Consider the following 20332-nt stretch of genomic DNA (forward strand, 5'->3'; position numbering starts at 1 on the left):
AACAACCAGTCAATTTTGACTGGTTGTTTTTTTGTACAATCTATTAATGTTCGTGTTTTATACAAAAACATGTTTTAAAATGACTAAACATGTTTAATAATCCTTGTAAATACATATAAAGGTGGGAAAACACCGTATAATAAAGTCAAAGGTGTGACGCATCGTCTAATTGAAAATGGATTTGAGTGCTTCGCTTAAGAGTAATTCAAATTGATTCAATGCTGTGCCAAAAAATAAACTAGGAGCGAATTCTTGAAAGGAACGAGGCGAATAAGTATTACTGCTAATCGTTAACCGAGCCAATGAACCGACAGAAGAATAACGTTCCCCGACAAAAGCAATGACTTCTAAACGATGTTCGGCAGCCGTACGGGTTAATTCTAATAAGCGACGGGTTTCACCAGAATTAGAAATAACGATAATTAACATGTCATCTTCGACCGATTCTCGCAAAAATTCTAAGTGACCGTTCGCTGTTGCACGAAAACCATATAAATTTAAAGACTCCGCAAAATAATTGGCTAAATTTTGGGAGAAACCAAAACCTAAAATCATAATTCGTTTGTCTTTATATTTTGTTAACAAGTGGGTAAATTGTTGCAATTCGTGTTTTGAAACAACTTGGTAAGTAGGTGGTGTGGGTGGTGTTAGTTCATTTTGGAAGAAAAAAACTAATTCACTATAACCAGAAAAACCGATTTTTTTCGACATATTGACAATTGTGGCAGTTGAGACAAAAGATTGTTTGGCAACTTCGCGAATACCCATTTGTTTTAACGCGTGTTTATTTTCTTGCATGTAACGCAGGACTTGCGCTTCTGCATTGTTCAATTGATATTTCTCAATTAGCATTTCAATATTCATTTCACAATCACCTTTATATTATTTGATAGGAGCATTATATCATGGGAAAAGAAAAAATTATTCAAGATCCTTGGGCAAGAACGACAACGAGAAATGGGTTAGCAGGTGATGAAGTCATTTCTGCGTTACAAAAATCCATTCGTCGAGGTTACGAAAAAGCTGCCTGTGAGTTTGCGTACGAAATGTACATCACTTCTCCACAATATGAAGAAAAGCTCTGGCGTCGCTTGCTAGCCATTTCAGTTGAAGATATTGGCATGGGCAATCCACAAGCTGCGATTATGGTTAATAATTTTAACCAAATGCGGAAAGAATTTCAATACAATGAGTCTGATCGTTTGATGTTTATTATTCATGCCATCCGTTATTTATGTGCTTCAGAAAAAGATCGCTCGTCTGATTTATTGAAAAACATTGTGATTAAAAGTTTTGCGATGGGGTATGTTCCTGAAATTCCAGATTATGCCTTAGATAAACATACCACTCGTGGCTTAGCAATGGGGCGTGATTCGCATCATTTCTTACATGAAGCAAGTAAAGTAATTCCTCAAGCAAAAGTAGAGAATGACTATAAAGAGCAATACGATGATATTTTGAAAACATATGATCCAGAAAATCAAGTGGACAATGCCTTTCAATTTAATTCGTGGCAAGTGTAAGTAGGAGGAGAAAAAATGGAAAATGGTTCTATGGTGGATAAATTAAATGGTGTATTAAGTCCGTTAGCAGCAAAACTAGGCAATCAACGACATTTACGCGCAATTTCTACAGGAATGATGTTTAGTTTGCCATTTATCGTCATTGGTTCTTTCTTTTTAATTTTTGCCAATCCGTCAATTAATATGGAGCAATACAATCCGGAAACCGCCAATGTGTTTATGCGTTTTTTAGCTACATGGAAAGAATTTGCTGTTGCAAACTATGATCTGATTACAGCGCCTTATAATTTAACGATGGGGATTATTGGTTTAATCAGTGCGTTTGGTATTGCGTATTCATTAGCGAATGAATACAAAATGAATGCGGCGATGACAGGGATGATTGCGACAGTGGTGTACGCGATGATTTGTACACCGGTAGTTGAAGGGAAAATCGACTTAAATTATTTAGGGACGAATGGATTGTTTGTAGCGATTATTGTGGGCTTATTAGTTGTGGAAATTTGTCGTTGGTTTGACATAAAAGAGATTAAAATTTCATTGCCCGACAGTGTCCCGCCGATGGTCGCCGTTTTTATTAATACCTTGATTCCTTTGTTAGTGAATATTGTATTATTCTATGGGATTAATATTCTTTTCGTTGTGACGACCGATCAAATTTTTCCAGAAGCAGTCATGCAAGTCTTGACCCCAGCAACAAATATTGCCGGTAGCTTAGGTGGCTTTTTATTGATCGTAACATTGGGTAATATTTTATGGTTGTTTGGTATTAATGGATCATCGATTATTTTTCCAATTGTGTTTACTTTAGGTATTACGCAAACAGGTTACAATGCAGAACAAATGGCATCAGGTGAAGCAATGACCCATTTGATGAATTTACAAATGTTTCGTATTTCTGTTATGGGTGGTGCGGGTGCAACGTTAGGTTTAATCTTGTTGATGATGCGTAGTAAAGTGCGGGAATTTCGTACCATTGGGAAATTATCCTTAATCCCAGGTATTTGTTCGATCAATGAACCAGTTATTTTTGGGTTACCAATTGTGTTGAACCCTATTTTAGCAATTCCATTTTTAGCGGCACCTGTTGTCAATTTATTATTGACTTATTTTGCACAAAAAATTCATTTAATCGGTGTCGGCTTTATTATTGATCCATCCTTTACACCATTCTTTGCGCAAGCGTACCTATCAAGTATGGATTGGCGTAATGTTGTCTTTACGTTGGTGTTAGTTTTTGTCAGTGCAGCGATTTATTATCCATTCTTCAAAGTGATGGAAAAAAATCGTTTAGCAGCAGAAAAATAATGATATGACAATACTGTAAGTAAATTGTCAGCTCATTCGCTCGTCAAATCCTTGCAAACCGACTAGAATAAAGTCAGAAAGTGAGGAAACGAATCATGAGTAAATTAGCCAAATCGCTTATTAGCTTCTTTGTATTATTGATTGTTGCAGGAGGTGGATTTTTCTATTATATGATGGTACCAACTGCTTATTATACACAAATCACTGATAAAGGAACCGAAATCAAGGGCACTTTTGACAATAAAGAAGAATACGTACAGTACGAATATAGTCAAGCTGGTTACGATAAAAAAGGCAATGAAAAAACGTTAGAATTTATGACGCATCCTGATTTAGGTAGACCGTTTAAACAAGATGCTTATTTAAAAATTAATGTGACACGTTTTAAAGGTGAAAATAGTTACGAAGAAGTTCAAAAATCAGAAATACCACAACAAGCGTTAGAAAAATTAGCAGAAAAATAAGTTAGGAAAGCTCTCCTAACTTATTTTTTTATATAACTAGAAAAGTATATAATTTTCCGGCTGTGGAACGTTGTGCTAGTGCATGTTTCACAGTTTTTCTTTTGGTTCCACAGTGGTAAAATAGAGGCATGAATAAGAACATTCTCCATACTATTTTCTTTGATGAGAACAATCATTGGGACCAGTTTTCTAAAAAAATCAAGCTGAAGATAAGACCTGTGGTCTTTCGAGAAGTTGAGAAGTTTAGATACTGTGGGGATATTTCTAAAGGATTCCGGTTATTCGTTTGTGAAGGATGCCATGCGGTAAAAAAAGTTCCGATTCGGTGTAAAGGCAAATTTTGTCCGACCTGTTCTGTCGGTGAAAGTGAGCGGTGGAGTGAAATTGTATCTCAGGATATGTTCCACACCACTCACAGACATATTGTTTTTACAATTGATGAAGGCTTGAGGAATATCTTTTTAAAGTACCATCGGGAAATACTTTTGAAAGGACTAATGGACGAGGCTGCGCAAGTAATTTTGGACTATTTCAAGAAACAGAAGATTCGGCCTGGCATCATTTTGACTCTCCACACTTTTGGCTCCAAACTCGAGTTTAACCCTCATGTACATATGATTGTAACCATGGGTGGACTGACCAAAGGTGGTGAGTGGAAAGATTACGATTATATTCCATACAAAATGTTGCGGATAAATTGGCAGAATGCAGTGTTAAAGTTGATTCGGCGCGTGTTATCTCCGAAGGAGAAAAAGGAAGTACAGCCACAGCTTCAAACAGCCTATACTAAAAATGCTGAAGGCTTTTATGTCAACGCTCCGAAGAGAAGCCGAACGAATGTCAAAAGAGTTCTGCAGTATATCAGCCGCTACATGAAACGCGGACCGATCGCGTTAAAACGTATCCTCATGTATGATGGTGATATCGTAATGTTCCGTTATCACGATAAGCGCACCGATACCGATGAAACAGAAATCATGCTTGCGAAGGAGTTTATTGCAGCTTTAGTAAGGCATATCCCCGATAAAAACTTTAAAATGATCCGCAGATATGGGTTATACAGCAGGAAACTCAAGACAGTTGCAAAAGAAGTCGTTAAAGAAATCCAATCAAAGATAAAGCGGCTGTTGCTGAATGTTTCGACTGCTATGAAACCAAAGAAATGGGCTGAACGAATTGTCGAATGTTTTGGAGAACCCCTCCCTAAAATGTTCCTGTTTCGGAAACCTCTTTGTGTTCCGCGGGATTGTTGTGTCTAAAAATGGAGGGCTTATAATCCAATACGCGAACGATTCGGAGGCTAGGAGATATCTACGAGAGGAGATTCGGTACATTGAGTCAAAAGAATTCAAAATTAACCAAAAACAAGCTGAAAAAGAAATTTATGAAGCAATTCGCTTCGACTGGGAAAAACAGCGTCAACTATATATGCCTTCAATGCGGAATCAAGGAATCGATTCCGAAGGAAGTCGTGGATGAATTTGATCTTTGGGATGAAGGTGATTTATCTGATGCTCCTAGATTCACTTGTCAAAATTGTGGTGGAGAGATGTACTCGGAATACTACAAAAGTACCCACGATGTGGAATATAAACTATCAGATTATCAAAAATAATAATACAACAACGCAAAAAAAGGCATCGGGGTGTTTTTCCCCGATGCTTTTCTTAGGCTATACTCCCTTTAACCGCAGGCTTAATGGAGACTTTCTGGTTACGAGGCCCATTCAATTTACCATTCTCTAAGTGTTTATGTAAGAGAAGGAAGCCGTCGCCTTCCCAATAAAGAGCTTTGAACCGGTCTTTATTTCCACCACAGAAGAGAAAGAGAGCGCCGTTATAAATATCCATGTCATATTCTTCAGTGATCGTTGCGGCTAATCCATCAATTTGACGACGCATATCCGTCTTCCCGCACACAATGAAAATATTCTCTACTTGAGTAAAGTCAATGAGCTTCATTACTAGTCATCTCCGTGAGAAGTATTTTCAACGTCGATGGTTTGATTCCCTCATATATAACAGCTCTATCTGACTATTTTTTAAATGTGCTACTAATTTCTGTGGTAAGGGCTTCTCAATCATTCGACGATTTCTTTGTTTCTCCTGCAATTTGACAGGAACGATGGACTGCTTATTCTTTTCCAATTTAAAAACCTCCAGTTGTACTTAAGATATCTCAAGTTTAACAGGAGACCGCTAGTGCTCACAGGTACCTAGCTATTTATCGCTTACAGTGTATTTCAGAAAAATGAAGTATTTGTAGAGAAGTTTAATGGTGTAGGTGGGAATGTCTGAAAGAGCGGTTCCCATTCAATTATCCAGACAATAAACAAAAGATATGCATATATAAAATGACCCCAAAAGTTAGATCTAAAAAAAACTAACTTTTGGGATCACTCTAAAAACTCCTACCCCTCCTCTTTTTCATTCGCCAACATCAACCCTAACAATGATTCATAAATTGGTTCGGAATGGAATAGTTCAGCGACAAGGTAAGCAACAAAGGTGACCATTGCAAGGGGTAATAGATAATGAATCGATCCCCCTGTCATTTCAAGGATGAGAAAAATACCGGTCAGTGGGGCACGAACGATTGCAGCAAAATGAGCAGCCATTGCGATGACCGTAAAAACTAATAAGGTGTTCTGATCGATTAATCCACCCATTGATAAACTTGTTCCCACGATGTTGCCGGCAAGTGAGCCTAGTGCTAACAAGGGGAAGAATATACCGCCCGGCAAACCAGATGAAAAAGCCACTACTAATAAGAATAGTTTAATCAAGTAAACAGATAGTAGAGAGGCGAGAGCTATATTTTCATGGAATGGCATTAATATATAATGATCTCCTGAGCCTAATAGACTAGGATCCCATAATAAAAAGAGTGCTGTGACAACAAAAGGGAAGCTGCATTTTATAACAACAGGGACGTGCCATCGTGCATACACTCTCTTTCCCCACAGGATAACCCGATTAAATAGAACGCCTGATAAACCAATGACCATTCCTAATATAATTAAAAAAGGATAGTCTCTTACTGGTAACTCTAATGAAATAGGAATAGTAAGGGTAAAGGTGTTATCTAATAAGATAATTGATACGAGGGTGGACGTAATGATAATTAAGGAACTGGCTAAAAACCCTCTCCGCGAGGTTCGTTTCAAAAGTTCTTCTAATGCAAATATAATCCCTGAAATGGGTGAGTTAAATGCGGCAGCCATCCCCGCACTAGCGGCGCCTACAATCAAATAACGTTGGTTCTGACTATTTAAATGACTTTTTTCGGCAATACCTTGTCCAATTGCTGCGCCAATCTGAACCGATGGACCTTCTCGGCCAACAGTCAGACCGCTCCCAATCGTTAGAATGCCACCCATTAACTTATGAATCAAGACAGAGAACCAGGAGAAGTCTAACTGCCTACTTAATTTACCAGCTACTTGGGGAATACCTGAACCGCCAATCATCGGTTCTTTTTTGACGTTCCACGATACAACGACACCAATCGTTGCGAAAATAAAAATAAACAATAGTGAGTGAAGGAGACTTTGTTGTCCAAACTGCAATAACTTTCCTACCATCCCCATCAAAAAGGGAATAGCCAACCGAAAGCCACTCACCACAACACCAACTAAAAGCCCTGTCACCAGACTAACAAAACCTAGTTTAAAATCTAAACGCTTCTCTTCCATGACATCATCCTCCATTTAACTATTTTACGCCTGTTTTTGGAAAATGAAAAGAAGAGGGAAAAAGACGCTTGCTTAAGCAATTATTGTTATAGTAACCAAAAGAATCGCATTATCCAATCGTACCCATTAATATTGCGTTAAGTCCCTATTTAATCATTGGTCCACAAAACTTTAGTTCAATACAAAGTTATGTGTTGATTTCAGTCATGCTGTTATCAGTAGGAACAGCTTATGTTATAAATAAAAAAGGATTTTTAGATCAATAAAACGAAAAAACTCCCACTAAGGACAGTTGATTTTCCAACTGTTCTTAGTGGGAGTTTTTGTATGTTTATATTTTACGTTTCACTTCAATACGGTAACCATCTGGATCTGTTACAAAGAAGTAATAAGGTGTGCCGCCTGAAAGACCTTTTAATTCGCCCGTTTCATAAGCAGATGCTTTACAAATTTCATGCATTTTTTCTAAATCATCAACCGTTACACCTAAATGACTGAAGCCATTGCCAATTTCGTATGGTTCAGCGTCATAATTATAAGTGAGTTCGATTTGAACAGACGTGCCTGGTGAGTTTAAATAGATTAAATCAAATTTATCCTCTGGGAATTCTCTGCGGCTTGCAATTTCAAAATCGAATAAGTTTGTATAAAAGTCTAGGGTAGCCTCAATATCTCTGACACGCAAACAAATTTCAACTAATACTTGATTCATTTAATCATCCTCCAATAGTTTCTTATTTTTATTTTATTATGAATAGCTTATATAGGCATTTAAAGTTACCTTTTATAGTGTTTTCTAAGAGAGTGTAAAATATTTTGGATAGGCTACAATAAACTAGACAGAAAAGATAAGGTGTGTAAACTATAAGAAAACACACTGGAGGAATCATTTCATGTCGCAAAGAAGAGAACGCAGAACCTACATGCAAGAATTTAAACAACAAATGGTCGACTTATTAAATTCGGGGAAACCAAGAGCCGACATCATCAGAGAATATGAACTAACTCCATCGTCTTTTGACAAATGGGTCCGTCAGGCAAAAAAGACAGGTTCATTCAAAGAAGCCGATAATCTGACCCCAACGGAAAAAGAGCTTATAGCCTTACGCAAACGAAACCAACAACTTGAGATGGAGAATGATATTTTAAAGCAAGCAGCGCTGATATTCGGACGAAAAGACAAGTGATTGATGCAAACAAGCATACATATTCCATATCAGCGATGTGTAAATTATTAAATATTTCCCGTCAAACGTATTACTACAAAACAAAGGAAAAGCCGAGTGAAGCTGCGCTTGAAGCCGCCGTAACAGAAGAATTCAATCGCAGCCGCAAGAACTATGGTACGCGGAAAATCAAAGCTGCTCTGGCAAAACGTGATATCCTAGTTAGTCGTCGCAAAATCAGTCAAATCATGAACAGACGAGGCTTGAAATCAAATTATACAAAAGCAAATTATCGAAAGCATACATCGAATGTAAATCACTCCGATATTGGCAATACCTTGGATCGTGCCTTCACTGAACGTGAACCTTTGGAAGCAATCATCACGGATCTGACTTATGTAAGAGTTGGCACAACGTGGTGTTATGTTTGTTTCATTATTGATTTATTCAATCGTGAGATCATTGGTCATTCCTGTGGTCCGAACAAAGATGCAGCGTTGGTCAAAAGTGCTTTCCAAAGTATCTCCCATCCTTTGACTGAAGTCAAAATCTTCCATACAGATCGTGGGAAAGAATTTGATAATAAACTGATTGATACGATCTTAGAGACATTTGACATCGAACGATCACTGAGCAAGAAAGGCTGTCCTTATGATAATGCAGTGGCAGAATCAACCTATAAATCATTTAAAGTAGAATTTGTTTATCCGAATACATTTGACACATTGAATCAACTCAAACTGCAATTATTTGATTACGTCAATTGGTGGAATTATCTTCGGTTACATGGTTCTTTGGGGTATGAGACACCAATCGGCATTCGAAATCTGAGATTGGCGGAGCGAATCCTTGATAATGAGCATGGATGTGGTAGCGTTGCGTAGTGGCAGATACATTTAATCGTTGCTTCGCCATGGTTGTTTCACGTCCATGGTGGCTCGTTGTCAAGGACAATCGGATTAGATAACAAGCACCTGATTTTTACACTTTATAATTTTTGTCAAAAGAAGTATTGCCATTCCAGTTGGGCTTTTTTTATTGTTTTTTACATGATAGGACTATTGAAAAGTAGAAACAGAAACGATTTTTGTGTAAAAAATAATTAAGTGATCTAACAGAAAAATTACGTGACGTTTTCTAACATATTATTCGATTGTAAATCGTTTTCTTTGTTAAAATTAAACGATTCTTAAGAGAGTCATGGTTTTATAATAATTTAGTAAGAATTTCTTTTAAATGGTCGTCTTTTCGTTTGAATTTTGTACAATAACCTCGAGAACGTGAGTTGTTACACGAAAGATGAAACGAGGAGACCTGCAAAATGGATTTGAAAATGAAGTTCGCACTAGCTTGCTTAGGAATGCTAACAATTTATTCTTTGCCCTTATTTTCTTTAATCGTTGGCGCGATGTATGTATTTTATTTAAATCGAAAAAAAGTCAGTGCATAAAAATAGCGGAAAACGAAGACTCGTTTTCCGCTATTTTTTCGTGTTATACTAAAAGAAAAATGGGAGGCAATAAAATGAAAGTAGCGTTAATTTCAGCGTGGCATGTCCATACGAAAAAATTTATGGCACGCTTGTTAGCAAAAAATGTGGAATGTGTGTATGTTTGGGATTTTGATGAAGCAAGAGGCCAACAAGCAGCGCACGATTATCAAGCAACATTTGAAGCAGATTATCGTGTGATTTTAGCTGATGAACAGATTGATGCAGTCATTGTTGAAGCGCCCACGACCATGCACAAAGAATTAATTATCCTAGCAGCTCAAGCGAAGAAACATATTTTTTCCGAAAAAGTTTTAGCTTTAACGACACAAGATTGTTTAGAAATTGAGCAAGCAATTCGTACGAATGATGTGAAATTTATGATTTCTCTCGAATCATTAGCGAATAATGCGTATCATTATGCTCTTCAACTCGTACATGAAGGCGTATTAGGCGAAGTGACATCCGCTTATTTCCGCCGTTCACATGGTGCGGTCATTCAGAATCATTTACCGAGCTATTGGTTTGATGTTAGTCAGTCGGGTGGGGGTGTTACGCTTGATTTAGGTTCACATGGTTTTACATTGCTGCCTTTAATTTGTGGACAACCCCAATCAGTGAGCTGTATCATGAATGAAACATGGGGGAGTGGCGTGGATGAGCGTTCAACCACTGTGATTGAGTTTACTTCGGGCGCGATTGGAACGGCAACTACTTCATTTTTGGCTTCTACCTTGGATAATTATCTTGAAATTATCGGTACCCAAGGCTCGTTACAAATTGTTGGTAATGAACATGAACCACAAGCGATTTTCATTCAAAGCAATGTAAAGGCAGAATACCAAAGGAAAACATTGATTTCATCAGAGGGTATCAGTAAATTAACGGATTATCCAATAGAATTATTTGTTGATTTAGTGAATAATTCTGACAAAACAGAATTTCCTTATTATGATTTAGAGGCAGCCAAAACATTGACGCGTTTAGTTGAATGTGCCTATGAATCGGCACGAACGGGTCAGACGGTCATATACTAAAAAAAACTTTAAGAAAGATGAAATATCCTCTTTATAAAGGCAGCCTCTTTTTTCGTTTCACTTTCTCACTACAAAACAAAAGTACCTTATAAAAGAGACGTTTTTACGGTCTATCTTATAGGGTACTTCTTATTTCTCACTAGCTTTTTTTAAGCTAAAAGGTCAGACATGCTATAGAAACCAACAGGCTGATCAGCAAGAAAAACGCCTGCTTTTAAGGCACCATTGGCAAAAATATCACGTGATAACGCCGTGTGTTTTAGTTCGATGATTTCATCATCACCTGCATAAATCACAATATGTTCACCAGGAATCGTTCCGCCACGGACTGCGTGAATGCCCATTTCGCTTAATTTATTTTCGTTGTCATTCCCTGAACGACCAAAAATATAGTCTTTTTTCGTTTCACAAACATCATTGATTGCATCAGCTAATAATAAGGCTGTACCACTTGGGGCATCTTTTTTCTGATTGTGATGTTTTTCAATGATTTCAATGTTAAAGTCACTTTCTAACGCTGGCGTAATCGCTTGTAAAGCCTTTGCTAGGACGTTAATGCCTAACGACATGTTCGCAGAATAGAACACAGGGATTTTCTCTGAAGCTTCTTTTAACAATGTTTTCGTTTCTTCTTCTAAGCCAGTAGTTGCAACAACAACTGGTAATTTTTTACTAACAGCAAATTCAATTAATTGAGGAACTGCTGTGTAATGTGAAAAATCAATAATCACATCGGCGTCTTCTTGGACGTCTGCGGCAGTAGCATAAACTGGGAAATCCGCATTTTGTTGTGGGTTATGATCGATTCCAGCAACAACGATTAATTCATCATTTGCTTTAATCGATTTTTGTAATACTTGTCCCATACGACCGTTACAGCCGCTTAAAATAATTCGTTTCATCATTTTCCTCCTACAAGATCCCGTAAGCAGTCATCTCACGTTTTAATGTGTCAATTGTGTCTTCTTCTGGGGCACCCAGTGGCAAACGATAGCTTAAATCACATTTTCCAAGTAACGCAACAGCGGCTTTGACTGGAACTGGATTGACTTCTGAGAAAATAGCATGAATCAGTGGTAGTTGTGACAATTGTGTTTCTTTTGCTGCTTCAAAACTGCCAGACAGATAATTATGCACCATGTCAGATGTTTGTTTTGGTGCAATATTTGCAATCGTTGAAATAACGCCGGAACCACCCACAGAAAGTAAAGGTAGCACTTGGTCATCATTCCCTGAATATAACGCAAAATTTTCATCGACTAAACGTGCGATTTCCACGATTTGTGAAATATCACCACTTGCTTCTTTAATACCTTGAACATTTGGAATTTTTTTCAACTCAGCAACTGTGGCAGCGTCTAAGTTCATTCCTGTACGAGATGCAACAGAATACAGAATAACAGGAATAGAAACTTGGCTACAAATTGCTTCATAATGTGCGATTAAGCTTTTTTTCGTAGCTTTGTTATAATAAGGAGTAACGACTAGCAGCGCATCTGCGCCTACACGTTCTGCTTCAGTTGATAAATGAATCCCATGTTGTGTGTTATTAGAGCCCGTTCCGCCAATTACTGGAATGCGTCCATTGACTTGTTTTACGACTGCTTCGATTACTGCAATATGTTCTTCATCGTCTAAAGTAGATGCTTCTCCGGTTGTGCCACAAGCAATAATTGCGTCAGTACCTTGCGCAACATGCCACTCTGTCAATTCCTTTAACTTATCAAAATCCACCGAACCATCATTATGCATTGGAGTGACAAGCGCAACGCCTGAACCTTTAAATATTGCCATTTTTTACACATCCTCTCGAATTATATATATCCGTTCTATTTAATCTACTGGCAAAAAAACTTGAAAATGAGAAGTTTTTATGTAGATTATTGAAATTATATACTATATTATTAGAATAATTCAATGGTTAGAAAGATTTTCCTGATAAAATGATGAGGAAAATTCGTTTTTGTCCTCAAATAGTAAATTTTTATACGAAAATAGCTTTCAAATTCGCATGAATGTAACAATTAATTTTAATAAAGGAGTCGTTCGATGATTAAAGAAGTAAAAAATAACCATTTATTTTGGGATGGCTGTGATACTGTCGAATTAGCAAAAACATACGGTACCCCTTTGTATGTTATTTCAGAAACAGCTGTTGTGAATGAGTGTCAGGCATTTCAACAATCATTTATTCAAAAATATGAAAATGTCCGTGTGGCGTATGCATCAAAAGCGTTTAATACCTTAGCAATGTTAAAAATTATTGAACGTGAAGGCCTTTGTTTAGACGTTGTCAGTGGTGGAGAGTTATTTACAGCAATCAAAGCTGATTTCCCAGCAGAACATATTGAATTTAATGGCAACAATAAATCGATTGAAGAATTAGAAATGGCGATTGATTATGGTGTGGGACGAATTATTGTAGACGGGATTCAAGAAATTGAATTAATCCGAGCAATTTGTCGCCAAAAAGATACTACTGCGAATATTCTTTTCCGAATTACACCGGAAGTCAACGTGTCGACACATGAATTCATTTCAACAGGACAAAAAGATTCAAAATTCGGTATTCCATTGGATGAAGAAATCTTATTCCCAGTGATTCAACAAGCAATCGATGCGCCAGAAATTAATTTTTATGGTATTCACTTCCATATCGGTAGTCAATTGTCGGATAATAGCACGCATTTAGCTGCTGCTCGTGTCGCATTAGGATTGATTTTAGAAATTAACCAACGCTTTGACTATACGGTGAAAGAACTAAACTATGGCGGTGGTTTTGGTGTCACGTATACGAAAGACGATATTCGCCAACCTTATAGTTATTTCTTAGACCCATTAATGGCATTAACGGAAAGTTTTTGTCGTGAACATGGGTTGACACGCCCAGCAATTGTGATTGAACCAGGTCGTAGTGTGGTAGCCGAAGCAGGAATTAGTTTGCATACAATTGGTGCCATTAAAGACTTACCAGGCATTCGTAAATATGCATCAATTGATGGTGGGATGACTGATAATATTCGTCCAGGTTTGTATCAAGCCCAATATGAAGGGATTTTAGCCAATAAAGCGGAAGAAACAGCCACGGAAACAGTGACGATTTCTGGAAAAGCTTGTGAGAGCACAGATATCCTAGTGAAAGATATTCAAGTGCCAACGATTGAATCTGGTGATATTTTTGCGACATTTGCGACAGGTGCCTATGGTTATGCAATGGCAAGTAACTATAATAAATTACCAATCCCAGCAGTTGTTTTAGTCAAAGAGGGCCAAGCAGACGTGATTGTTGCACGTCAAAGTTATGAACAAATTATCCAAAATGAACGGATTCCAGATACGCTAAAATAGTTCTTGAATAAGAAAATACTCACAAAACAGAATCAAGTGAGAAATTTTTTTAAATACCAGTATAATAGAGGGAAGGGAAGCTTTCCCTCTTTTTATTGAAAATCAAGGAGGAAATTAAAAATGACTGAAACACCAAATTGTCCAGAATGTAGCTCGGCATATGCTTATGAAGATCGTGGGCTATTTATTTGTCCAGAATGCGGACATGAATGGGATGCAGCCGAAGTAACAGAAGGGCTTGTCGTACGCGATGCTAATGGTAATCTTTTAGCTGATGGCGATGCAGTAACTGTTATCAAAGATTTAAAAGTAAAAGGTGCATCGAATGCCTTAAAACAAGGCACAAAAGTAAAAAATATTCGTTTAGTTGAAGGTGATCACAACATTGATTGTAAGATTGATGGTTTTGGTCCAATGAAATTAAAATCGGAATTTGTGAAAAAACTCTAATAAAATTTTTTCCGTTTCTCTTCATGGAAAATTCAAGATACCTTGTTAAACTAAAGAAAAATGAATAAAGGAGGAAAATTAAAATGCCTGGTTATGGGATGTTTTTTGACCCAACATTTATTTTAGTAATTATCGGAATGGCACTATCAATGGCCGCTTCGGCTTATGTGAATAGTACATTTCATAAATACGACAAAGTACGTAGTAAAAATAATGTGACTGGTACACAAGCAGCACAATTTATCTTACAAAACCAACAAATTCATAACGTTGGGGTTCAAGGAATTGCTGGTAATCTGACAGATAATTACAATTCAGGAACCAAGATGTTAAGTTTGTCAGAAGCGACTGCGCAATCGACTTCAGTCGCTGCGATTGGCGTTGCGGCTCATGAGTGTGGACATGCTGTACAAGATGCACAAGGATATTTTCCGTTGCGTTTACGCGCAGCCATCGTTCCTGTTGCGAATATTGGTTCAAGTATTTCAATTCCATTAATCTTAATCGGTGTCTTGTTACAAGGACCGGTATTGATTAATTTAGGCTTGATTGCTTTTTCAATGGCTTTGGTTTTTCAATTAGTCACTTTACCCGTCGAATTTGATGCGTCACGTCGTGCATTGGCTATTTTAAGTGAAGGTGGATTACTCACAGAAGAAGAAGTTCCAATGGCACGTAAAGTATTAACCGCTGCCGCATTGACTTATGTAGCTGCAGCAGTCAGCACATTCTTACAATTACTGCGTCTCGTTTTAATTTTTGGTAATAACAATAATCGAGATTAATCGTATCCTTCTTATTGTATGTGGCAATAAGAAGGATTTTCTTATGAATTTAGTACGTTATGTTACTTAAAGGAGTTCGTCATGAAAAATATGAGTATCAAAGAAATCACTATTCGTTCCATATACGCCTTAGTTGGTGTGCTAATTCTTGCGTTTGGGGTCACAGTCATGCGGATTGGAAATGTCGGTTTGGACCCGTTTACCAGTGCCAATATTGCGCTAGGAGAAATTTTCGGGTTGTCTTTAGGTGTTTATCAATTAGGTGTAAACATTGGCATTTTGTTTCTCATTTTTTTATTTGGTCGTAAATACATTGGGACAGGAACGATTATTAATATGGTTTTGGCGGGCTTTTTCATCGATATGTACACAGCAATTTTTGCCCATTTTGAATTAGCAGCTACGAACCTATTCCAACAAGCTGTTTGCTTGATTGTGGGGGTATTATTCTTTACTTTTGGTGCATCATTTTATATGTCCGCTGATGTTGGCGCAGCACCCTATGATTCAATTGCACCAACAATTGTTGACAAGACGAATTGGGACTATAAAAAAGTCCGGATGATACAAGACATTAGTTTTGCGTTAGTCGGCTTTTTCTTCCATGGTCCAATCGGTGTGGGTACCTTTATAAATGCGTTTTTAACAGGGCCCTTTATCACGTTTTGGGATACTAAAATTTCGCAACCATTAATTGCCAAAAGTGTGGAAAAAGCAATGGAAAATTAATCCAGTTTGTTATTGAAAACGATACCTTGTTGAGTAGAATCTATTCATATTACTGTTTTTCTCTTTCTTAACGTGTTATCATAGTAAAAAAGAAGAGGGAGATGTCATATTATGAAAACATCAACAAAAGTAACAATTGGACTAAGCGTGGCAGCAATTGCCGGAATCGCAACCGCAGCAGTTGTGTCAGAGAAAGTCGTTAAAAAAGTACATTCTATGTCTAATCGACGTAAAGTGAAACGTTTTGTCGATGATAAATTCAATGGCAACGAAACATTATTAGGTTTTGTTGACAATTTAGAAGACAAAGACATCGATTCATTTATGAAAGTTGCGAAAAAAGTCAATGTAGGCCGCGAACAAATCGCAGAATATGGTCATAACGTCAAAGACGCAACTGGAAATGTGAAAGACAAAATTACTAACTTTGTAGAAAGCAAATTTTAAATTGCAAACTACCTCTAATAATTAGGGGTAGTTTTTGTTTGCTTTTTTTTTGTTCCATGCTAAAGTGAGGGCGAGGTGAAATGGGTGAAGACAAGTTCCTTAACACAAGAACAAAAAGAATTTTTTATGAACGAAGCCATTATTGAAGCCAAAAAAGCGGAAGTAATCCGTGAAGTTCCGATTGGGGCAGTGGTGGTTTTAGAGGGCAAAATTATTGGTCGTGGCCATAATTTACGTGAAACAAGTCAGAATGCAACGGCACATGCAGAAATGATTGCCATTCAACAAGCTTGTGAAGCAACTGGAAGTTGGCGTTTAGAAAATGCGCAGTTATTTGTCACACTAGAACCGTGTCCAATGTGTAGTGGGGCGTTACTGCTTTCGCGAGTGGAAGAAGTTTATTTTGGTGCATTTGATCCAAAAGGTGGCACAGCAGGAAGTTTGTTAAATTTATTAGAAGACGAGCGTTTTAATCACTGGAGTTATGTTGAATCAGGCATTTTAGCCGAAGAGTGTGGTCAGCTGTTAACTGATTTCTTTCGCGAGTTACGCCGTTTAAAAAAACAAGCAAAAAAAGAAAAAAAGAACTAGCCAAACACGAAAAAATGCGTTATACTATTTTTTGGGCAATGGGAATATTGTGAAGCGTGTCAGATCTGGAAGGAAGCAGCACTAAGCAGTGATTCTCATGTGCCCGTACATAGAACAAATAAAAAGACTTAGGATAACATCCTGGGTCTTTTTTATTATGTCTTTAAATTGTTTTGTTGCGAAAAAAGATACAGATGTTTTTGAAAGGCGTAGGAATAGTATTGACGTTTCTAATTTCTGCACAATATACTGGAGATAGTTTCTTAAATCGCATAATTTCAGTAGGAATCAATGAATTATTTGCGTAGTTAATAGTAATAAGTGAAAAATGATGGGAGAGAGTAAAGTATTTGGATTACCAAAAGATGTATTGTTAATACGTGATATTTTGCTATATCAGAATCGACAAACCCGACCGATTAGTAGTCAAAAAATTACGGAAGACCTCAATAAAGTGACGATTCAAACTTTACTGAAAATATTGAAAGAGTTAGCGGAACAAGTCGATAGTTGTTACGATTATGAAGAACTGCGACTAGAGATTAATCGCCATTACGGTGTCTATTTGGTCCGCAATGGCGTGAATTTCAATCGGATTTTTGAAAAAATGTTATCTGAAACCATTATTTATCACATATTCCAGCAATTAATCTTGTATCGAACATTTTCAGCGGAAAAATTTTGTCAAGAACACAATATTAGTTTATCCACGTCACGTCGAAACATTACAAAAATGAATCAATTTTTTGACACCTATCAGGTATTCCTAAAAATTGGGAAAAATGTGTCAATTACAGGCAAAGAATCGCAAATTCGTTTTCTCTTTTTTTCTTTCTTATACATCACGCACCGCCGAATCTCTCATATTTTATGGATTAATAGTGGAGAATATCTAGCTTTAGCGAAACGTGTTGTATTCGCTTGTCACTCGGAAGAACCAATTAATACAGAAGTGATTGCTTTATGGTTATTTATTAATCTACAAGCAATTAAGAAAAATCATCCATTAGAAAATGAGCTAGCTATTGAAAATTTTGATTTGGTTTTGCCAGCAAGTGCCTTGAGCCCCAAAGATTGGAATTACGTTTTAACGGTATTGTTTATGTTATCGATTGTGGCAATTGAACCTCGTTGGGATTTTGAAAGACTATACGAGACGTACGAAGCAGAAACAACACGTTTTAGTATTCATCTATTTGAAAAGCATTTTCGTTTATTAACCGTTCCTGAAAAACAACGAATGGCCAAACGGATGTATCGACATTATATAGCGAAGCATTTGCTGATAGAGCCGTTGTTTTTTGCTTCCATTGATCAGCAACCAATCTATACCCAACATCCTTTGTTAAATAAAAAATTTAAACAACTATGGCAAGAATGGGCAACCAATGTACCGGAATTTTCTAGCGAAGCATTTAAACGTCATTGTTTTCATATGTGTTACCACCACGCCGATGCGGACACCTTGTTTCCGACCATTCATTTGACGATTCAATCGAGTTTGCCAAAAGAAACGGTGAAACAAATTCAACTACAAAATAGAAATCATTTAAAAAATAGTGCCACCATTGTGTTTGAGCAGGAAAAAACCGATATCTTGCTTTTGACAGAAGAACATGCAACGGGTATTCAGATTAATCCGACGTTATCAATTAAGGATTTGGAATACATTCGCCAAAAAATTTTAGACCGTATCCACCAGCAATCAATTTTAGAGACTGTGCATAAGTCAAACAGGACAAAACATTCCCATTATCTAGGAGGTGGATTGTTCAAGAGACTTACGACACAGTCTCTTTTTGTGGATTGAAAAGAATGATTGTTAGAATCTTTCTTTTTTTGGTAAACTGAGACCAGAAACAACTATTGAGAAGAGGGTACGGCATGGAAAAAATTAGCATTCTACATACGAATGATTTGCATTCACATTTTGAGAACTGGCCGAAAGTTCGTCGTTTTATCCAAGAGCGCCAAAAAAACACAGAAAGTGAATCGGTGATAACGATTGATTTAGGTGATTTTTCCGATCGTTGGCATCCCTTAACAGAAGCGAGTGATGGGCAAGCAAATATTGCTTTGATGAATCAAGTGCACTATGATGTCGTCACTATCGGAAATAACGAAGGCATTGGGAATGCCAAAGACGTCTTAAATCATTTATACGATGATGCTCAGTTTGAGATTGTCTTAGCGAACCTTTACGATAAACAGACATTACAATTACCAGAATGGGCGAGTCCTTATAAAATTATCACGAGTAACAAAGGCACAAAAGTTGGTTTGATTGGTGTTACTGCGCCTTTTCCTTTGACCTATACGCCAAATGGTTGGGATATTCGCCAGTGGATGGATATTTTACCAGAATTAGTGCAGCAATTACGCCAACAAGTCGATGTGCTTGTGCTATTGAGTCATTTGGGGATTATGGATGATTATGTCATTGCAGAAGAATTACCTGAAATTGATGTGATTTTAGGCTCGCATACGCATCATTTATTTGCAACAGGCGAGAAAGAAAACGGCGTTCAATTAGCAGCCGCAGGAAAATTTGGCTACTATGTTGGTGAAGTGACCGTATTTTTAGATGATACCCACCACATTTTAAAAACAACAGCGCAAACTTATGCCACATCAGAAATGCTGGAATTACCCGAAGACAATGAAGAAATCTTTGAACTGATGGAAAAAGGGCAGAAGTTATTAGCAGCTAATAAAGTCGCTTGGTTGCCTCAATCGCTAACATTAAATCCATATGATGATTATTCCTTAGTCAGGGAAACTCTTGCTGCAGTGCGGCAACGAGGCAATACGGAGGTAGCCTTGTTAAATACGGGCTTGTTTTTAGGCGAATTACCCGCTGGTTTAGTCAATCAAGAACAGTTGCATACAATTTTACCCCATCCGATGCGCTTGATACGTGTGACCTTATTAGGACGTGACGTGGTTCGTATGGTCTTAGAAATTGAAAAAAATCGTTTGTTTTTACGTAAATACCCGATTGTCGGTATGGGCTTTCGTGGAAAAGTGTTTGGTGAAATTATTTATGATGGATTAACTTATGATGAAGCGAATCATACGGTTTTATGGAAAGGAAAACCCGTGGAACCAGAAAAAGAATACGCCTTGACAACTGTTGACCATTTGATGTTTGTCCCGTTTATTCCTACGATTGAAATTGCTGGGCAACATGAGTTTTTATTTCCAGAATTTATCCGTACTGTTTTAGGAAATTACTTAGCGCAAAAGTATTCATTTGTGGCATTGGAAGAAAATAAGTGACAGACTACACACATTCTCTAAA

At 37.3% G+C, this 20332-nt stretch carries 21 protein-coding genes, 1 other RNA gene and 1 pseudogene; 17 read left to right on the forward strand and 6 right to left on the reverse strand.

Going from position 1 to position 20332, the window contains the following annotated elements; translation table 11 throughout:
* Positions 1-165: 165 nt before the first annotated feature.
* Positions 166-864: a MurR/RpiR family transcriptional regulator gene (locus tag PYW32_RS02825; RefSeq protein ID WP_016175840.1), complete on the reverse strand. Its 699-nt coding sequence runs from the start codon at positions 862-864 to the stop codon at positions 166-168.
* Positions 865-905: 41 nt separating this feature from the next.
* Between PYW32_RS02825 and PYW32_RS02830 the strand changes: the two genes are divergently transcribed.
* From PYW32_RS02830 to PYW32_RS02850, 5 genes and pseudogenes are all read left to right on the forward strand, one after another.
* Positions 906-1523 (forward strand): AAA family ATPase, encoded by a 618-nt coding sequence (locus PYW32_RS02830; RefSeq protein WP_016175839.1) that lies wholly within the window; start codon positions 906-908, stop codon positions 1521-1523.
* 15 nt (positions 1524-1538) lie between these two features.
* Positions 1539-2831 carry a PTS sugar transporter subunit IIC gene (locus tag PYW32_RS02835; RefSeq protein ID WP_016175838.1) on the forward strand — a complete coding sequence of 431 codons (1293 nt, stop codon included), beginning with the start codon at positions 1539-1541 and terminating at the stop codon, positions 2829-2831.
* Positions 2832-2926: 95 nt separating this feature from the next.
* A complete protein-coding gene (locus PYW32_RS02840) occupies positions 2927-3295 on the forward strand; it encodes a YxeA family protein (protein WP_016175837.1) in 369 nt (122 codons plus the stop codon).
* 128 nt (positions 3296-3423) lie between these two features.
* Positions 3424-4774, forward strand: a pseudogene (locus tag PYW32_RS02845) (IS91 family transposase).
* Complete coding sequence (locus PYW32_RS02850; protein ID WP_211211297.1) at positions 4680-4910, forward strand: hypothetical protein; 231 nt, start codon at positions 4680-4682, stop codon at positions 4908-4910. Before PYW32_RS02845 ends, PYW32_RS02850 begins: the two are co-directional and overlap by 95 nt.
* 52 nt (positions 4911-4962) lie before the next feature.
* On the opposite strand, the gene tnpB is transcribed toward PYW32_RS02850, so the two are convergent.
* The 3 genes from tnpB to gloA all read right to left on the reverse strand — a co-directional run bounded on the left by tnpB (position 4963) and on the right by gloA (position 7701).
* Positions 4963-5256 carry an IS66 family insertion sequence element accessory protein TnpB gene (tnpB, locus tag PYW32_RS02855; RefSeq protein ID WP_016175834.1) on the reverse strand — a complete coding sequence of 98 codons (294 nt, stop codon included), beginning with the start codon at positions 5254-5256 and terminating at the stop codon, positions 4963-4965.
* 449 nt (positions 5257-5705) lie between these two features.
* A complete protein-coding gene (locus PYW32_RS02860; protein ID WP_016175833.1) occupies positions 5706-6989 on the reverse strand; it encodes a ClC family H(+)/Cl(-) exchange transporter in 1284 nt (427 codons plus the stop codon).
* Positions 6990-7320: 331 nt separating this feature from the next.
* Complete coding sequence (gene gloA, locus PYW32_RS02865; protein ID WP_016175832.1) at positions 7321-7701, reverse strand: lactoylglutathione lyase; 381 nt, start codon at positions 7699-7701, stop codon at positions 7321-7323.
* A 181-nt stretch (positions 7702-7882) separates the two neighbouring features.
* Here gloA and PYW32_RS02870 point away from each other — a divergent pair.
* The 3 genes from PYW32_RS02870 (at position 7883) to PYW32_RS02880 (ending at position 10681) form a co-directional block, all read left to right on the forward strand.
* A protein-coding gene (locus tag PYW32_RS02870; RefSeq protein WP_102035479.1) for an IS3 family transposase occupies positions 7883-9039 on the forward strand; the annotation gives its coding sequence in 2 pieces (ribosomal slippage) (positions 7883-8162 and positions 8162-9039; 1158 coding nt in all).
* Between the two features lie 437 nt (positions 9040-9476).
* Entirely contained in the window at positions 9477-9605 is a 129-nt protein-coding gene (locus tag PYW32_RS02875; RefSeq protein WP_016175829.1) for a hypothetical protein, read from the forward strand.
* Positions 9606-9679: 74 nt separating this feature from the next.
* Positions 9680-10681 (forward strand): Gfo/Idh/MocA family protein, encoded by a 1002-nt coding sequence (locus PYW32_RS02880; protein WP_016175828.1) that lies wholly within the window; start codon positions 9680-9682, stop codon positions 10679-10681.
* Positions 10682-10830: 149 nt separating this feature from the next.
* On the opposite strand, the gene dapB is transcribed toward PYW32_RS02880, so the two are convergent.
* Complete coding sequence (gene dapB, locus PYW32_RS02885) at positions 10831-11583, reverse strand: 4-hydroxy-tetrahydrodipicolinate reductase (protein WP_016175827.1); 753 nt, start codon at positions 11581-11583, stop codon at positions 10831-10833.
* A 10-nt stretch (positions 11584-11593) separates the two neighbouring features.
* A complete protein-coding gene (gene dapA, locus PYW32_RS02890; RefSeq protein WP_016175826.1) occupies positions 11594-12475 on the reverse strand; it encodes a 4-hydroxy-tetrahydrodipicolinate synthase in 882 nt (293 codons plus the stop codon).
* 255 nt (positions 12476-12730) lie between these two features.
* Here dapA and lysA point away from each other — a divergent pair, with 255 nt between their 5' ends.
* The 9 genes from lysA to PYW32_RS02935 all read left to right on the forward strand — a co-directional run bounded on the left by lysA (position 12731) and on the right by PYW32_RS02935 (position 20310).
* On the forward strand, positions 12731-14029 hold the full coding sequence (lysA, locus tag PYW32_RS02895) for a diaminopimelate decarboxylase (RefSeq protein WP_016175825.1): 1299 nt from the start codon (positions 12731-12733) through the stop codon (positions 14027-14029).
* A gap of 120 nt (positions 14030-14149) precedes the next feature.
* Positions 14150-14479: a zinc ribbon domain-containing protein YjdM gene (locus PYW32_RS02900; RefSeq protein ID WP_016175824.1), complete on the forward strand. Its 330-nt coding sequence runs from the start codon at positions 14150-14152 to the stop codon at positions 14477-14479.
* 83 nt (positions 14480-14562) lie between these two features.
* A complete protein-coding gene (locus tag PYW32_RS02905) occupies positions 14563-15264 on the forward strand; it encodes a zinc metallopeptidase (protein ID WP_016175823.1) in 702 nt (233 codons plus the stop codon).
* A gap of 81 nt (positions 15265-15345) precedes the next feature.
* The gene (locus tag PYW32_RS02910; protein WP_016175822.1) at positions 15346-15993 is read left to right on the forward strand and encodes a YczE/YyaS/YitT family protein; all 648 of its coding nucleotides are present in this window, start codon (positions 15346-15348) and stop codon (positions 15991-15993) included.
* A gap of 111 nt (positions 15994-16104) precedes the next feature.
* Positions 16105-16440: a hypothetical protein gene (locus tag PYW32_RS02915; RefSeq protein ID WP_016175821.1), complete on the forward strand. Its 336-nt coding sequence runs from the start codon at positions 16105-16107 to the stop codon at positions 16438-16440.
* Positions 16441-16524: 84 nt separating this feature from the next.
* Positions 16525-17031: a tRNA adenosine(34) deaminase TadA gene (tadA, locus tag PYW32_RS02920; protein ID WP_016175820.1), complete on the forward strand. Its 507-nt coding sequence runs from the start codon at positions 16525-16527 to the stop codon at positions 17029-17031.
* A gap of 27 nt (positions 17032-17058) precedes the next feature.
* Positions 17059-17145: signal recognition particle sRNA small type (gene ffs / locus PYW32_RS02925), an RNA gene on the forward strand.
* 217 nt (positions 17146-17362) lie between these two features.
* Positions 17363-18841 (forward strand): helix-turn-helix domain-containing protein, encoded by a 1479-nt coding sequence (locus PYW32_RS02930; RefSeq protein ID WP_245558553.1) that lies wholly within the window; start codon positions 17363-17365, stop codon positions 18839-18841.
* Positions 18842-18915: 74 nt separating this feature from the next.
* Entirely contained in the window at positions 18916-20310 is a 1395-nt protein-coding gene (locus PYW32_RS02935) for a bifunctional metallophosphatase/5'-nucleotidase (RefSeq protein WP_016175818.1), read from the forward strand.
* The last annotated feature ends 22 nt before the right edge of the window (positions 20311-20332 follow it).

Source organism: Enterococcus saccharolyticus subsp. saccharolyticus (genome assembly GCF_029023825.1).
In the GTDB taxonomy this organism is placed as follows: Bacteria; Bacillota; Bacilli; order Lactobacillales; family Enterococcaceae; genus Enterococcus_F; species Enterococcus_F saccharolyticus.

Excerpts from the sequence above, each read along its gene's own strand:
- PYW32_RS02825 (WP_016175840.1), bottom strand. The coding sequence starts at position 864 with ATGAATATTGAAATGCTAATTGAGAAATATCAATTGAACAATGCAGAA.
- PYW32_RS02830 (WP_016175839.1), top strand. The coding sequence starts at position 906 with ATGGGAAAAGAAAAAATTATTCAAGATCCTTGGGCAAGAACGACAACG.
- PYW32_RS02835 (WP_016175838.1), top strand. The coding sequence starts at position 1,539 with ATGGAAAATGGTTCTATGGTGGATAAATTAAATGGTGTATTAAGTCCG.
- PYW32_RS02840 (WP_016175837.1), top strand. The coding sequence starts at position 2,927 with ATGAGTAAATTAGCCAAATCGCTTATTAGCTTCTTTGTATTATTGATT.
- PYW32_RS02850 (WP_211211297.1), top strand. The coding sequence starts at position 4,680 with ATGAAGCAATTCGCTTCGACTGGGAAAAACAGCGTCAACTATATATGC.
- tnpB (WP_016175834.1), bottom strand. The coding sequence starts at position 5,256 with ATGAAGCTCATTGACTTTACTCAAGTAGAGAATATTTTCATTGTGTGC.
- PYW32_RS02860 (WP_016175833.1), bottom strand. The coding sequence starts at position 6,989 with ATGGAAGAGAAGCGTTTAGATTTTAAACTAGGTTTTGTTAGTCTGGTG.
- gloA (WP_016175832.1), bottom strand. The coding sequence starts at position 7,701 with ATGAATCAAGTATTAGTTGAAATTTGTTTGCGTGTCAGAGATATTGAG.
- PYW32_RS02875 (WP_016175829.1), top strand. The coding sequence starts at position 9,477 with ATGGATTTGAAAATGAAGTTCGCACTAGCTTGCTTAGGAATGCTAACA.
- PYW32_RS02880 (WP_016175828.1), top strand. The coding sequence starts at position 9,680 with ATGAAAGTAGCGTTAATTTCAGCGTGGCATGTCCATACGAAAAAATTT.
- dapB (WP_016175827.1), bottom strand. The coding sequence starts at position 11,583 with ATGAAACGAATTATTTTAAGCGGCTGTAACGGTCGTATGGGACAAGTA.
- dapA (WP_016175826.1), bottom strand. The coding sequence starts at position 12,475 with ATGGCAATATTTAAAGGTTCAGGCGTTGCGCTTGTCACTCCAATGCAT.
- lysA (WP_016175825.1), top strand. The coding sequence starts at position 12,731 with ATGATTAAAGAAGTAAAAAATAACCATTTATTTTGGGATGGCTGTGAT.
- PYW32_RS02900 (WP_016175824.1), top strand. The coding sequence starts at position 14,150 with ATGACTGAAACACCAAATTGTCCAGAATGTAGCTCGGCATATGCTTAT.
- PYW32_RS02905 (WP_016175823.1), top strand. The coding sequence starts at position 14,563 with ATGCCTGGTTATGGGATGTTTTTTGACCCAACATTTATTTTAGTAATT.
- PYW32_RS02910 (WP_016175822.1), top strand. The coding sequence starts at position 15,346 with ATGAAAAATATGAGTATCAAAGAAATCACTATTCGTTCCATATACGCC.
- PYW32_RS02915 (WP_016175821.1), top strand. The coding sequence starts at position 16,105 with ATGAAAACATCAACAAAAGTAACAATTGGACTAAGCGTGGCAGCAATT.
- PYW32_RS02930 (WP_245558553.1), top strand. The coding sequence starts at position 17,363 with ATGGGAGAGAGTAAAGTATTTGGATTACCAAAAGATGTATTGTTAATA.
- PYW32_RS02935 (WP_016175818.1), top strand. The coding sequence starts at position 18,916 with ATGGAAAAAATTAGCATTCTACATACGAATGATTTGCATTCACATTTT.